We start from the raw sequence: 14,541 nt of genomic DNA on the forward strand, positions 1-14,541 counted from the left end.
GTGTGGCGAAAACAGTCAGATTGCCGCAAGGTATAGATTGTCTTTATCTTATTTTCTACTCTACATCTTCTGCGAAAATAGCATGAAATATAAGCTGAATAATGTAGATACAGTATCCCATCGTCTATACTTATGCTGAAATTCATTTCCCTACAGTGATATGATTAAATGTTTTTCCATTCCAGATCTCTAGTTTCTTTTTTAAAGGGTTCCTCAGGATGAATCCACTTATTGTTTTGATTTTATTTCTGACGGCCTGCAGTGGGACTATATGGAATAATCCCTATCCAAGCGGTGATTCCGGTAAAAATATTCTTTACAATGCATTCGCTGAACGTCCCAAACATCTTGATCCCGTTCAATCATATAGCTCTAATGAAATTTTGTTTACTGCTCAGATATACCAACCTCCTTTGCAGTACCATTATTTGAAACGTCCGTTTACACTTATCCCGCAGACAGTAAACAAAATGCCAGTCGTGCAATATTTTGACGAGCAAGGGAATCTTTTACCAACTGATAATGAAAGCGCTGACATTGCGTATTCCGTATATGAGCTTTCTCTTAAGCAGGGTATCTTTTATCAACCTCATCCGGCATTTGCTAGGGGTGATCAGGGAGAGTTTCTCTATCATGATCTGACTCGAGAGGATTTACAAAGAGTTTTCAAGCTTGCTGATTTTTCTCAAATGAGTACACGGGAATTGTTGGCAGAAGATTATATTTATCAAATCAAACGACTGGCACATCCAAGACTGCATTCGCCCATATTTAGTTTAATGGCAGATTATATCGTCGGTCTGAGGGAATATGCCGAAACATTGAGAAAGGAAGCTGGTGCTACTCCTAAGGATTCGCACCTTGATTTGCGCGATTTTCCATTAACAGGAGTTGAGAAGGTAGATGATTATACTTATCGTATCAAAATAAAAGGTAAGTATCCCCAATTCATGTATTGGTTGGCAATGCCATTTTTTTCACCTATTCCCTGGGAGGCAGATCGCTTTTACGCCCAAGCAGGGCTTGCAAAAAAAAATATAACCCTGGATTGGTACCCCATAGGGACTGGACCTTACATGCTTACAGAGAATGATCCTAATCGAATCATGGTCCTGGAAAGAAATCCAAATTTTCATGGAGAGCTTTTTCCATCTGAAGGTATGCCTGAGGATGAAGAAAAGGGGTTATTGGAAGATGCCGGTAAACCGCTTCCCTTCATAGACAAGGTTATATTTAGTCGCGAGAAGGAAAATATTCCGCGTTGGAACAAATTTCTCCAAGGTTATTATGATGCTTCGGGGATTGGTTCTGACAGTTTTGATCAAGCAGTACAATTCTCAGGACAAGGCGAGGCAACGGTTACTGAAGCAATGATGGCGCAAGGGATACGATTGGAGACAGCCGTAGCACCTTCTACTTATTATATCGGATTCAATATGCTGGATTCGGTTGTGGGAGGCCGTAGTGAGCAAGAAAAGGAATCTGCCCGTAAATTACGACAAGCAATTTCAATAGCTGTGGATTATGAAGAATATGTCTCGATATTTGCCAATGGTCGAGGTATTCCTGCACAGGGTCCTATTCCACCCGGAATTACGGGTTATCGAGAAGACAAGGAGGGAGTTAATTCAATTGTCTATAAATGGCAAGATGGAAAGGTGCAACGCAGAACCATTGAAGAAGCAAAGAGGTTGTTGGCGGAGGCTGGTTATCCTAACGGAATAGATAGTAAGACTGGTACACCACTTGTATTGTATTACGATGTGACAGCGCGCAGTGCCGATGACAAATCAATACTTGACTGGATGCGTAAACAGTTTAGAAAAATTAATATCCAGCTAGTCGTTCGGAGCACTGACTATAATCGGTTTCAGGACAAGATACGCAAGGGTAATGCTCAGATTTTTGAGTGGGGTTGGAATGCAGATTACCCTGATCCAGAAAACTTTCTGTTTCTACTGTATGGTCCTCAGGGGAAAGCTGGCAATAATAGCGGAAATAATGCTGCTAATTATGATAATGCCGAATATAACCGATTGTTCGAGCAGATGGAAAAGATGGAAGATAGTCCAAAACGGGAACAAATCATCGCTCGTATGGTTGAGATCCTGCGCCAGGATGCACCGTGGCTGTGGGGGTATCATCCGAAAGATTATGCTTTGTATCATGCCTGGTACAAAAATGTAAAAACCAATAAATTATCTTATAACAACATGAAATATTTACGTATTGACCCTGTTTTGCGTGAGCAAGAACGGCGTGAATGGAATGAACCGGTGATATGGCCAATTGGAACGGCGGTAACTGTGCTTGCCTTAAGCCTTATTCCTGGAATCATTGTCTATCGTCGCAGACAACGAACTGTCGGGCTCAGGGGAGCAATTGCATAAACTGGAATAATGCTCAAGTCGCTATGCTTAATTACATTATTAGACGTATTCTTTATGCAATCCCAATTTTAGTGGGGGTTAATCTCATCACTTTCACCTTGTTTTTTGTAGTTAATACGCCTGATGATATGGCGCGGATGCATCTAGGAATTAAGCATGTGACTGATGAGGCAATTGTAAAGTGGAAACAAGAACATGGTTATGACAAGCCTTTGCTGTATAACACGGAAGCTGAAGGTGTTGCAAAACTGACAAGCACCATTTTCTATGAAAAATCGATCGCAATGTTTGTATTTGATTTCGGTCATGCTGATGATGGGCGCGATATTGCACATGAAATCAAATCACGGATACTGCCTAGTCTGGCCATTGCGCTGCCAGTATTTTTATTGGGATTGCTAACTTATATTACTTTTGCGCTGATTATGGTTTTTTTTCGCATGACTTATATAGATTTCTGGAGTGTCGTATTGTGTGTGGCGCTCATGTCGATTTCAAGTTTGTTTTATATTATTGGCGGCCAATTTCTTGTCAGTAAGTTATGGCATTTGGTGCCTATTTCTGGTTATGGTAGTGGTCTGGATGCGGGTAGGTTTTTGCTATTACCTGTTATCATTGGGGTGGTGAGTAGTGCTGGAGCGAATGTGCGCTGGTATCGCACAATTTTTCTGGAAGAAATGAATAAGGAGTATGTTCGAACTGCACGCGCCAAAGGTTTGCCAGAAAGCATTGTGTTATTCAGGCATGTGCTAAAGAATGCCCTGATTCCAATTTTCACGGGTGCGGTGGTAGTGGTTCCATTATTGTTTCTTGGCAGTCTGATTACTGAATCATTTTTTGGCATACCAGGATTGGGAAGTTATACCATCGAGGCAATCAATTCGCAGGATTTTGCTGTGGTGCGAGCCATGGTGTTTCTGGGCTCATTACTTTATATCGTAGGTCTGATATTAACCGATATATCCTATACTCTGGTGGATCCAAGAATCAGGCTGGAGTAATATGTGTGATGAATTCTGTATCTATGTTTCTTGGAACGCTATCTGCCTAATAATCAACGGGTATAGGATCAAGGCTGCGCCAGAGATACCAGGTTGCTACCGAACGCCAGGGTCGCCAGTTTGTCGCAATTGTCTGTAATCTATTCTTCTCAACTGGTTGATTTGCGTTGTAGTGAATACTCACAGCTCGTTGCAATCCAATGTCAGCTAAGGGTAGTACATCTGGTCGCTGCATGTAAAAGATCAGAAACATTTCTGCAGTCCAGCGACCAATACCCTTTATCTGGATGAGGTGAGCAATGAGTGCCTCATCATTCATTTTTTGCCAAACTGTTTCGTCGTATCCACCATTTATGAATCGCAAGGATAAATCTTGCAGATAACTTATTTTCCTAGCAGATAAACCGCATGCTCGTAATGTACCTGGATCGATGCTGTGCAGACTCTCAGGTGTAATTTTGGACAAGGTGTCAGCTAGTTTCTGCCATACACTTGCTGCAGCTTTGACTGAAATCTGCTGACCAATAATGGCGCGAACCAGGGTAGTAAAAGCGTCTCCACGTGAATGAAGTGTTGAGTCGTTATACTGACTAACAAGTCGTTGCATGACGGGATCCCTTTTCGCTAAATCATCCATCGCTTGCTGCCAGAATGTGGGCGCCTTACGTTGTTCTTCCTTCAATAAAACCATCCTTCGCGGTATTTGCGTTTGGTAGTTAAAAGCAATTGGCTAATTATTCATTTTACATGATATGCCATCGATATTAATTGGCAATTTATCCTCAAAATCACGTCTATCTTATTTATTTTTAAGGCCTTGCAGGCCTTGCTTGCCCCCTTTTAAGTCTTTGTCACAAAAGTGAAAAGTGCATATTTTTCTACTTGACTGCCCTCATTTTTTTGATTAGAGTGGCGAAAAGTGGAATAAAGGGTATTAAAGTGGGAGATGGTGGAAAATATTTGGAATAAAGCGTGAGCTTTCAATAAAAATAAAGGGATGGCATGTTTCGTGGCGTTACACAACTGTGCTTGGATAGCAAAGGTAGATTTGCGGTGCCTGCGAAGTACCGTGAGGAGTTGTCATCCAGTTGTGCCGGAAATTTAGTGATTACTGCTGATCCTTCAAGATGTTTACTGATTTATCCCCAGCCTGCCTGGGAACCTATAGAAAAAAAACTGAATAGTCTTTCTAGTTTTAATCCTCAGAGTCGTAGTTTGCAGCGTCTTATCGTGGGGAACGCCTGCGATGTTGAGATGGATAGTGTTGGACGGATACTTGTCGTGACGCCATTACGCCAGTTTGCTGGTTTGATCAGGGATATTGTATTGGTTGGTCAGGGTGAGAAATTTGAGTTGTGGGATGCTGAAAAATGGAATCAAGAAATTGAGGGAGCGCTTGTATACAAAGATGGCAATATGCCGCCCGAGCTGGAAGGTTTCTCATTGTAACGCTGTGGTATTGCTGTGCATTTACCAGTTCTACTAAATGAAGCCGTTGATGCGTTAGCAATCAAAACAGATGGAGTTTATGTAGATGGCACATTTGGGCGTGGTGGACATAGTCGTTTGATTTTATCCAGATTGGGTAAAAAGGGTCGTTTGATTGCATTTGATAAAGATTTGGCTGCGATCAAAGCGGCAGAGACGATTGATGATAAGCGATTCAGTATAAGGCACAGCAGTTACGTCAAGATACGAGATGAATTGCTCGCATTAAAAGTGGAGCGGGTAGATGGTGTGCTCCTGGATCTCGGGGTGTCATCTTCTCAATTGGATGAAAGCGCACGTGGATTTAGTTTTCGCTCGGAAGGACCGCTTGATATGCGGATGGATACCAGCCGTGGAGAAACAGCAGCAGAGTGGCTTAATTCTGTTACAGAATCACAATTAGAAGAGGTAATTAGAAGCTATGGTGAAGAACGGTATGCTAAGCAGATTGCAAGAGCAATTGTTATGGCCCGAGCACAGCATCCCATTTCTACCACGATTCAACTTGCCGAAATTGTGGCAGCGGTCGTGCGTACGCGAGGGCATCAGTGGGAGGGTAAGCAGCATCCGGCGACGCGCACTTTTCAAGCGATACGGATATATCTTAATCAAGAACTTGAAGAATTGTCGTTAACTTTGCCGCAATGTGTAGATCTATTAAATCCTGGAGGGCGGCTGGTTGTTATCAGTTTTCATTCGCTCGAGGATCGTATAGTAAAACGTTTCATGCGCACAGAAGCGAGTTCAGACAGGTTGCCGCACAAACTTCCTTTGCGTGATAAGGAAGTGAAAGAGTTAAGTAAACAGCGGTTGCGATTAGTAGGTAAGGCATTGCGGCCGAGCGCACAGGAAATAGCGGTTAATCCGCGAGCGAGAAGCGCGGTCATGCGTGTGGCAGAAAGAATCATGATTAATGGGTAATTATATGATTAAACTGAATATTTATCTGACTGTGATTCTTATTGTTTGTGGGTTAGGCATCGTCACCTCGCAGCATGAGGCACGTAAGCTTTTTATATTGCTGGAGAAAGAGCAGGAGTTGGCTGATCAATTGGCCATAGAATGGAATCAGTTGCTACTTGAGCAGAGGACATGGGCGATGCATGGACATGTTGAAAAAATTGCCAGAGGGAAGCTTGACATGATTGTGCCAGCACCCCAAAGCATTCGAGTTATTTTGCCCGATCATGCCTCAAATCGGTCCTATTCTAAGGAGCTTCCTTGATCATGAGACACGATCCTGCATCGTCTTTGGCTTTACCTCTATGGCGTTCACGATTGCTGATAATGCTATTGCTGTTGGGTTTGGTCGCACTGGCAGGGCGCGCTATTTACTTGCAAGGACTGAATAAGGATTTTCTTCAACAGCAAGGGCAATCACGCTACAGTCGTATCGTGGAATTGAATGCGCAACGGGGAAAAATAACAGACCGGCATGGTGAGATACTAGCGATCAGTGCACCAGTAAAATCTGTTTGGGCCGATCCGCAAAAAGTAAACGCTACACCGGAGCAATTACAGGCATTAGCTCAATTGCTCGAAATGGATGTGGCAGACTTACATAAGCGAGTTCTTGATCAGGATAAGAGATTTGTTTATCTAAGGAGACAGTTATCACCGGAAATGGCGTCTGGTGTAGCTAATTTGAAAATAGCCGGTGTATATGTTAAGCGGGAATTTTATCGGTATTATCCAACAGGTGAAGTGGCTGCCCACATTCTTGGTTTTACTGACATAGATGGGAAGGGGCAGGAGGGTGTGGAGCTGGGATGGGAGGATATCCTTACAGGTGAGCACGGTAGTCGTCGCGTAATCAAGGACCGTATCGGGCGCATCATAGAGAGTGTCGAGAAAATTCGCTCGCCCAGACCTGGCGAAAATTTGGCATTATCGATTGATAGTAAAATACAGTATCTTACTCATCGAGAATTAAAGCGAGCAGTTAAAGCTAATCAAGCTAAGGCGGGAAGTGTTATTGTGCTGGATGTACAGACAGGGGAAGTGCTGAGCTTAGCCAATTATCCCTCATATAACCCTAACCAGCGATCAAGTATACGGCCTGGAACAACCCGTAATCGGGCGTTAGTTGATGTCTTCGAACCGGGCTCGACACTAAAGCCATTTGCTGTCGCTGTTGCGATGGAGATAGGCAAGATTAATCCTGATACGTTGTTTCATACATCTCCAGGTATCCTTAAGATAGGAAACGCTACCATACGTGATGTCCGTAATAAAGGAACAATTTCCGTATCACAAGTTATCCAGGAATCAAGTAATGTAGGTGCAGCAAAAATTGCTTTGATGTTACCTCCTAAGACATTGTGGGAAATGCTGAGTCGTTCTGGTTTTGGTATGCCAACGGGAGCGAACTTTCCGGGAGAAGTAAACGGTAGACTGCGTCCTTATCATAAGTGGCGACCAATCGAGCAGGCTACTATGTCCTATGGCCATGGAATATCAGTCAATTTAATGCAATTAGCACGCGCATACACTATCTTTGCTGCTAGCGGGGAGCTAAAACCTATATCGCTATTGAAACAGGATACTCCACCTGTTGGTCAGCAAGTAATTTCACGTGAAACGGCGCTGGCTATGAGTAGAATGCTGGAGACAGTAGTACAGCCTGGCGGTACTGGATTACAAGCCAGAGTCAATGGTTATCGGGTTGCTGGCAAAACAGGAACAGCGCATAAGCCATTGGAAGGTATGAAAGGTTATGCGAAAAACCGATATATCTCTACATTTGTTGGTTATGCGCCAGTATCTAATCCTCGTCTGGTCGTTGCAGTCATGATTGATGAACCTTCGGCGGGACAATATTACGGAGGGGCGGTGGCAGCCCCCTTATTCAGTCAAGTGATGTCGGGTGCTTTGCGACAATTGCGTGTTCCACATGATGCGCTTGGCAATATTGTAACTTCTCCCTTGCCTGTTAAGCTGGAGAGTGAAGGATGACACCAGGACCAATGAGGAAATCGGATGCAAATTTTGCAACCAGACTTCTCAGTCAACTTGGAGTGCCAGTGGAGCGTTTAACAGCAGACAGTCGTAAGTTGAAACCAGGCGATACCTTTCTTGCTTATGCCGGTGAGAGATATGATGCACGCAAAGATATTCCTCAGGCTATTGCAGTAGGCGCCAATGCTGTGATTTGGGAGAAGAATCAATTTACATGGGATCCTCTTTGGAAAATACCTAATTGTGCTGTATCAGGATTGCAAGCCAAGGCTGGGATGATTGCCAGTCATGTTTATGGATATCCCTCGCGAGAATTAGGGCTGGTAGGCATTACTGGCACTAATGGTAAAACTTCATGTAGTCATTGGTATGCTCAGGCAATGACAACCCTGGGGAAAAAAACGGCAGTTATTGGCACGTTAGGAAATGGATTCTTAGGCTCACTAAAGCAGCCGGTAAATACGACACCAGACGCAGTGTCGCTCCAAGCGGAATTGGCAAAGATTTTACAAAATGGTGCAGAGGGTGTGGTGATGGAGGTTTCATCCCATGGTCTGGTACAGGGGCGAATTAATGGTGCTGAGTTTGCCGTAGCAGTGTTTACTAATTTATCACGTGATCATCTTGATTATCATGGCAGCATGGATGCCTATGCTGCCGCTAAAGCAAAATTATTTTTCTGGCCAACACTCAAATGCGCGGTATTAAATCTAGATGATGTACTGGGTTTGGAGTTGTCTCAACAGCTTGTACACAAAAATATGCAAGTAATTGGATATGGATTTAACCAACCAGACAATATGGGGAGATACCCACAAAATTTGAGGATATTGCGAGGAAGAAACCTTAAGGCGAATATCGATGGACTGGAGTTTGATGTTGAGTTTGAAGGGCAACGGGAAAATTTGAGAGCTCATGTCACGAGCAGATTTAATGCTTCGAATTTGTTGGCTGTCTTGGCTACTATGCTTGCGAATGAAGTTGGTTTCCATGAGGCGGCAGCGGCATTATCACAGATTAAACCGATCGCGGGTAGAATGGAGAGGTTTGGCGGAGGCGATCAACCCGTGGTAATCGTTGATTATGCACATACTCCGGATGCTCTGGAGAAAGTGTTGATGGGATTGCGAGAAACGGTTTATAGCAGCCAAGTTAGAAATAAATTCGATTTAAGAAAGCCGAAACTGATCTGTGTATTTGGTTGCGGGGGTGATCGGGATCGAGGGAAACGCCCTTTAGCAGGTGAAATTACCACAAGGCTTGCTGACGAAGTCATCATTACCAGCGATAATCCACGTAGTGAAGACCCCCGTGCCATCATAAACGAGATAGTAGCTGGTATCTCACATCACAATTACTCAATTGAAGAAGATCGTACATCAGCGATTTATCAGGCTATACATAATGCGCGCAAAGGTGATGTAGTGCTGATTGCTGGCAAAGGATCTGAAGCATATCAGGAAATCGATGGACAAAAATTTCCGTTTGATGATCGTGAAATTGCGCAACAAGTACTACATGACCTGGCCGACCTGAAATTGCAGGCGCAGAGATGTTGACAGTACAAGAAGCTGCGTGCGCCCTAGCCGCAGGGTGGAATGGTGAAAATGTTTTATTCACAGGTGTGAGCACCGATAGTCGAACTATCAAGCATGGTGACCTATTTGTGGCATTATCCGGCGAAAGATTCGATGGTCATCAATTTATTGCCAGCGCAATAGATCAAGGAGCAGTTGCTGTCTTAGTAGGAAAAAAGACTGATATTGGAAGATCTCTATCAGGATTTGGTTGGATACAAGTCTCTGATACTCGATTAAGTTTGGGGCAATTATCTGCTTATTGGCGCACGCGTTTTTCATTGCCACTCGTGGCAGTTACTGGAAGTAATGGTAAGACAACTGTCAAGGAAATGATTGCCTCCATTTTTCGTAAGGCAATTATGGCTGAGACCGATGAAATCAATTCGACTTCAGATAAAGTGCTGGCAACTATCGGTAACCTCAACAATGATATTGGTGTGCCACAAATGCTGTTAAGGTTGCGCGAGCAACATGCATATGCCGTGATTGAAATGGGTATGAATCACGCTGGGGAGATCGCTTATTTAACCCGGTTGGCTAAACCAACTGTAGCAGTTATTACGAATGCTGGTGCAGCTCATATTGAAGGACTTGGTTCGGTAGAAGCGGTTGCGCGGGCCAAGGGTGAAATCTTTGAGGGATTGAGTGATAGGGGTGTGGCCATTATCAATGTAGATGATGATCATGCTTCACTATGGCGCAGACTAGCAGAAAACAGGCATATCATTGATTTCGGTTTGAATGGCTCTGCACAAGTAACTGCTTTTTACCAATCTGATTCTTCCAAAAGTAGGTGGGTGCTGAAACTTCCTGACGGAAGTGAGGAGATACGATTACAAGTACCCGGTCAGCATAATATTTACAATGCCCTGGCAGCTGCAGCGACGGCGGTTGCTGTCGGTATTGATAAACAGACGATTGCAGCAGGATTACAAGCGTTTCGTGGCGTGCAGGGGCGTCTGCAAAAGAAACTTGGCTTGCACAAAGCAACTTTGATTGATGACACATATAATGCCAACCCGGAGTCAATGAGAGCGGCACTTGCGGTACTCGCTAATGAACCTGGAAAAAAAGTGCTGATACTTGGCGATATGGGAGAATTAGGTCCGAATGCGGCGGATTTTCATCACCAGATTGGTGTGGAAGCGAGTCATGTCGGAATAGATGAATTGCTTACTTTGGGTAATCTAAGCAAGCATGCTGCAGTTGGATTTGGTAGATGTGCCCGTCATTTTTCAAGTATGGATGCCTTACTGGTAGAAGCGGAAAAGTTATTGGACATCAACGTTAGCATGCTGGTAAAAGGCTCGCGTTTCATGCAGATGGAACGCGTGATAAGACAGTTAGAGGCTTGATGTTATATGGTTTCTTGATAAGAAGGTAAATAGCAGTAAGTAGTTAATGCAATATCAGCAACCAGTATTGTTCTAAGGATAAAAATGCTATTAGTAATCACTCAATGGATTGCCCAGGATATTCGTGCATTTAATGTTTTTAATTATATTACCTTACGCACGATGTTGGCTGCACTTACCGCCTTGGTAATTTCATTTATCGTCGGTCCAACCATGATACGCAAGTTAACGGCGTATAAAATCGGCCAATCCGTACGTGATGACGGTCCGCAAACTCATCTTGTTAAGGCGGGCACGCCAACAATGGGGGGAGCGCTGATACTCGTCTCGATTATTATTACAACGCTATTATGGGCAGACCTGACTAATCGGTATATTTGGATCGTTTTATTGACTACTTTGGGATTTGGTGTCATTGGCTGGGTAGATGATTATCGTAAAGTAGTCCATCGTAATTCCAAAGGCCTGTCTGCTTCAGCCAAGTTTTTCTGGCAATCAGTCATAGCGTGTTGTGTGGCATGGTATCTCGTCACGATAGCTGAACTTCCTGAACAGACTACTATGATTGTGCCATTTTTTAAAGAGGTAGCGATTCCATTAGGTATCTTTGGCTTTGTGTTGCTGACTTATCTCGTCATTGTGGGAACGAGCAATGCAGTAAATTTGACAGATGGGCTGGATGGCCTTGCCATTATGCCGACAGTCATGATTAGTGGTGCTCTGGCGATATTTGCCTATGTAGCCGGTCATGTTGTTTTTGCAAAATATCTGGGTATTCCTTATATCCCTAACGCAGGTGAACTGGCTGTTTTTTGTGGTGCTCTTGCGGGTGCTGGCTTGGCATTTCTATGGTTTAACACTTATCCGGCAGAAGTATTTATGGGCGATGTCGGTGCGCTTGCACTGGGTGCAGCATTAGGTGTGATAACCGTGATTATTCGCCAGGAAATCGTGCTGGTCATCATGGGGGGGGTGTTTGTGATGGAAGCTTTGTCTGTGATGTTACAGGTAGCTTCATTTAAGCTATTTGGTAAGCGTATCTTCCGTATGGCACCCCTTCATCATCATTTTGAATTGAAAGGATGGAAAGAGAATCAGGTGGTCGTCAGATTCTGGATTCTGACGATCGTTTTAGTGTTAGTAGGATTATCAACATTGAAGTTACGATGAATTTGCGTAATAAAAAAGTGCTGGTTTTGGGAATGGGTGAAACAGGTCTATCTATGGTGAAATGGTTGACTCGCCAAGGCGCAGAGGTGCGTGCTGCTGATAATCGTACCTCCCCTCCCAATCGTGCAGCACTGGAACAGTTGATTCCTGTTGAAAAAATATACAGTGGACCATTCAGAGCAGAAGTATTTGATGATATTGAGATCATTGCGATCAGCCCAGGTGTGTCATTGGCTGAGCCGCTGGTACAACAAGCTGTGAAGCGCGACATTCCCGTGGTAGGAGATATTGAATTGTTTGCCCAAGCACTAGAAGAGCTTGAGCAACCAAGACCCAGAATTCTGGCCATTACCGGTTCGAATGGAAAGACTACTGTCACGACGATGGTGGGTGAGATGGTCAGAAATGCAGGATGGGATGTTGAAGTGGCGGGTAACATTGGTCCGGCAGTATTGGAATCACTGATGCGCCGCATGGATTTGGGTAAATTGCCACAGTATTGGGTGCTGGAGCTTTCCAGTTTTCAATTGGAGACAACACAAAATCTTGGTGCTGATGCAGCAGCGGTACTCAATTTAAGTGAAGATCACTTCGATCGCTATGCTGGCATGCATGACTACGCAGCAGCCAAAGCAAGACTGTTTATCGGAGATAAGAAAAGTGTCCAAATTCTGAATCGGGATGATGAAACTGTGTGTGCCATGGCATTACCTGGCAGAAAACAAATGACTTTTGGTCTGGATGAACCCATCTCAAATATGGATTTTGGCTTGTTACAAAGTGGCGCAGATCTATGGCTGGTTCAGGGAGGAATGTACTTACTAAAAGCTAATGAGATGATGATTCCGGGTATGCATAACATTGCCAATGCGTTGGCAGCGATGGCGTTATGTCGCGCTATCACATTACCCTATGAGCCCTTATTGAAAACTTTGCGTGAGTTTAAGGGATTGCCTCATCGCATGCAAAAAATTGCTGTGATCAATAATGTTACTTTTTATGATGACTCCAAAAGTACTAATGTGGGATCTGCTATTGCAGCGTTGAATGGGATGCAAAAAAACGTGGTGCTAATTGCGGGGGGTGATGGGAAGGGGCAAGATTTTTCTCCTTTAAAGCAACCTGTGGCTAACTCTGCTCGTGCAGTGGTATTGCTTGGTCGTGATGCCAAAAAGATCGCTGAAGTGATCAGTGATTGCCAACCTTCAATTCATTATGCTGCAACGATGGACGAGGCAGTACGGATAAGTTTTTTATTGGCACAACCAGGTGATGTGGTAATGCTGTCCCCAGCTTGTGCCAGTCTGGATATGTTTAGAAATTACATCCATCGGGCGGAGGTTTTTATTGCTGCTGTCAAAGAAATTGAGGAGAAATTTATTTTTTCTGATCAGGAGAGTCATTGATCCATGATTGACCAGCCCGCTGTTAATCGCCAGGAAATAACAACCGATTTTGACTACTATCTGATTTGGTCGGCACTGGTATTGTTAAGCCTTGGGTTGGTCATGGTTTATTCTGCATCAATCGCAATCGCTGAGTCGGAATATGGTGAAAGTGGCTCGTACTATTATTTGATACGCCATAGCATTTATTTGTTTCTGGGTCTAGTGATCGGATTTTTTGCTTTCCAATTTCCTATGCGTGCATGGCGGGAATATTGCCCCCATCTGTTTTTAGTGGGGACTATATTATTAATTCTGGTATTGATTCCAGGAATTGGCCGTGAAATTAATGGCAGTCAGCGTTGGATTTCACTGGGAATAGTCAATTTTCAGCCATCTGAGCTGATGAAGCTTTTGATGGTGATCTATGTTTCGGATTATGTAGTTCGTAAATTAGCTTACCTCGATAACTGGCGTAAAGGTGTTTTGCCTATCCTGGCTTTGATATCCGCAGTAGGTTTTTTGTTACTACGGGAACCCGATTACGGCTCATTTGTAGTCGTGACTGGCATTGCGGTTGCAATTATGTTCATGGGTGGTATGAGTCTTAAGCTGTTTGTCGGAGTGACAGGACTGCTCGTCGCTTGCTTGAGTTTATTAATTATATCAGTAAGTTATCGTAGTAGCCGTATTGATGGCTTCCTGGATCCGTGGGCTGATCCTTATGGTAAGGGTTATCAGTTAAGCCATGCATTGATTGCGTTTGGGCGAGGTGAATGGCTTGGAGTAGGGTTGGGTGGAAGTGTAGAAAAGTTGTTTTATTTGCCGGAAGCACATACTGATTTTATGTTTGCTGTGCTTGCTGAAGAATTAGGGTTTGTGGGTGTGGCAACGGTGATGGTGATGTTTGCCTGTATACTTGTGCGCGCATTTATTATCGGCCGCACAGCAACTATGTTGGAAAACTATTTCTCAGCCCTGGTAGCACAAGGTATTGGAGTCTGGCTGGGGTTCCAAGCTTTTATCAATATGGGAGTGAATATGGGGATGTTACCGACTAAGGGATTGACACTACCACTTATGAGTTTTGGTGGAAGTAGTATCGTCGTTACTTGTATCGCACTTGCTGTTTTACTGCGGGTAGATTGGGAGAACAGACAAAAAATAAAAGGATTAAGCGTGTGATTACTTGGGCAACTATTCTAGTGATGTGA

The 14,541-nt window shown here is 43.8% G+C and carries 12 protein-coding genes; 11 read left to right on the forward strand and 1 reads right to left on the reverse strand.

Going from position 1 to position 14,541, the window contains the following annotated elements; translation table 11 throughout:
• The first annotated feature begins 218 nt into the window (after window positions 1-218).
• Together R2Q26_RS10540 and R2Q26_RS10545 are read left to right on the forward strand one after the other, a co-directional pair.
• Entirely contained in the window at window positions 219-2,390 is a 2,172-nt protein-coding gene (locus tag R2Q26_RS10540) for an ABC transporter substrate-binding protein (protein ID WP_317536231.1), read from the forward strand.
• Between the two features lie 23 nt (window positions 2,391-2,413).
• Entirely contained in the window at window positions 2,414-3,391 is a 978-nt protein-coding gene (locus R2Q26_RS10545; protein ID WP_317536232.1) for an ABC transporter permease, read from the forward strand.
• 46 nt (window positions 3,392-3,437) lie between these two features.
• On the opposite strand, the gene R2Q26_RS10550 is transcribed toward R2Q26_RS10545, so the two are convergent.
• Window positions 3,438-4,073 carry a DNA-3-methyladenine glycosylase gene (locus tag R2Q26_RS10550; protein ID WP_317536233.1) on the reverse strand — a complete coding sequence of 212 codons (636 nt, stop codon included), beginning with the start codon at window positions 4,071-4,073 and terminating at the stop codon, window positions 3,438-3,440.
• Between the two features lie 320 nt (window positions 4,074-4,393).
• On the opposite strand from R2Q26_RS10550, the gene mraZ reads away from it, so the two are divergent.
• From mraZ to ftsW, 9 genes are all read left to right on the forward strand, one after another.
• The gene (mraZ, locus tag R2Q26_RS10555; protein ID WP_317536234.1) at window positions 4,394-4,840 is read left to right on the forward strand and encodes a division/cell wall cluster transcriptional repressor MraZ; all 447 of its coding nucleotides are present in this window, start codon (window positions 4,394-4,396) and stop codon (window positions 4,838-4,840) included.
• A gap of 15 nt (window positions 4,841-4,855) precedes the next feature.
• Window positions 4,856-5,800, forward strand: a complete 945-nt coding sequence (gene rsmH, locus R2Q26_RS10560) for a 16S rRNA (cytosine(1402)-N(4))-methyltransferase RsmH (RefSeq protein ID WP_317536235.1) — start codon at window positions 4,856-4,858, stop codon at window positions 5,798-5,800.
• Between the two features lie 4 nt (window positions 5,801-5,804).
• Window positions 5,805-6,104 carry a cell division protein FtsL gene (gene ftsL / locus R2Q26_RS10565; RefSeq protein WP_317536236.1) on the forward strand — a complete coding sequence of 100 codons (300 nt, stop codon included), beginning with the start codon at window positions 5,805-5,807 and terminating at the stop codon, window positions 6,102-6,104.
• 2 nt (window positions 6,105-6,106) lie between these two features.
• Window positions 6,107-7,834, forward strand: a complete 1,728-nt coding sequence (locus R2Q26_RS10570; RefSeq protein WP_317536237.1) for a penicillin-binding protein 2 — start codon at window positions 6,107-6,109, stop codon at window positions 7,832-7,834.
• Window positions 7,831-9,396, forward strand: a complete 1,566-nt coding sequence (locus R2Q26_RS10575) for a UDP-N-acetylmuramoyl-L-alanyl-D-glutamate--2,6-diaminopimelate ligase (protein ID WP_317536238.1) — start codon at window positions 7,831-7,833, stop codon at window positions 9,394-9,396. Before R2Q26_RS10570 ends, R2Q26_RS10575 begins: the two co-directional genes overlap by 4 nt.
• Window positions 9,390-10,772 (forward strand): UDP-N-acetylmuramoyl-tripeptide--D-alanyl-D-alanine ligase, encoded by a 1,383-nt coding sequence (locus R2Q26_RS10580; RefSeq protein WP_317536239.1) that lies wholly within the window; start codon window positions 9,390-9,392, stop codon window positions 10,770-10,772. The genes R2Q26_RS10575 and R2Q26_RS10580 overlap by 7 nt, the downstream gene beginning before the upstream one ends.
• 84 nt (window positions 10,773-10,856) lie before the next feature.
• The gene (gene mraY, locus R2Q26_RS10585) at window positions 10,857-11,942 is read left to right on the forward strand and encodes a phospho-N-acetylmuramoyl-pentapeptide-transferase (RefSeq protein WP_317536240.1); all 1,086 of its coding nucleotides are present in this window, start codon (window positions 10,857-10,859) and stop codon (window positions 11,940-11,942) included.
• Entirely contained in the window at window positions 11,939-13,348 is a 1,410-nt protein-coding gene (murD, locus tag R2Q26_RS10590; protein WP_317536241.1) for a UDP-N-acetylmuramoyl-L-alanine--D-glutamate ligase, read from the forward strand. The genes mraY and murD overlap by 4 nt, the downstream gene beginning before the upstream one ends.
• A gap of 3 nt (window positions 13,349-13,351) precedes the next feature.
• Window positions 13,352-14,512: a putative lipid II flippase FtsW gene (ftsW, locus tag R2Q26_RS10595; protein WP_317536242.1), complete on the forward strand. Its 1,161-nt coding sequence runs from the start codon at window positions 13,352-13,354 to the stop codon at window positions 14,510-14,512.
• Window positions 14,513-14,541: the final 29 nt, after the last annotated feature.

This window comes from Nitrosomonas sp. Is37 (genome assembly GCF_033063275.1).
Lineage (GTDB): Bacteria > Pseudomonadota > Gammaproteobacteria > Burkholderiales > Nitrosomonadaceae > Nitrosomonas.

Coding starts and splice junctions, on each gene's coding strand:
- R2Q26_RS10540 (WP_317536231.1), top strand. CDS start 219: ATGAATCCACTTATTGTTTTGATTTTATTTCTGACGGCCTGCAGTGGG.
- R2Q26_RS10545 (WP_317536232.1), top strand. CDS start 2,414: ATGCTTAATTACATTATTAGACGTATTCTTTATGCAATCCCAATTTTA.
- mraZ (WP_317536234.1), top strand. CDS start 4,394: ATGTTTCGTGGCGTTACACAACTGTGCTTGGATAGCAAAGGTAGATTT.
- ftsL (WP_317536236.1), top strand. CDS start 5,805: ATGATTAAACTGAATATTTATCTGACTGTGATTCTTATTGTTTGTGGG.
- R2Q26_RS10570 (WP_317536237.1), top strand. CDS start 6,107: ATGAGACACGATCCTGCATCGTCTTTGGCTTTACCTCTATGGCGTTCA.
- R2Q26_RS10575 (WP_317536238.1), top strand. CDS start 7,831: ATGACACCAGGACCAATGAGGAAATCGGATGCAAATTTTGCAACCAGA.
- R2Q26_RS10580 (WP_317536239.1), top strand. CDS start 9,390: ATGTTGACAGTACAAGAAGCTGCGTGCGCCCTAGCCGCAGGGTGGAAT.
- mraY (WP_317536240.1), top strand. CDS start 10,857: ATGCTATTAGTAATCACTCAATGGATTGCCCAGGATATTCGTGCATTT.
- murD (WP_317536241.1), top strand. CDS start 11,939: ATGAATTTGCGTAATAAAAAAGTGCTGGTTTTGGGAATGGGTGAAACA.
- ftsW (WP_317536242.1), top strand. CDS start 13,352: ATGATTGACCAGCCCGCTGTTAATCGCCAGGAAATAACAACCGATTTT.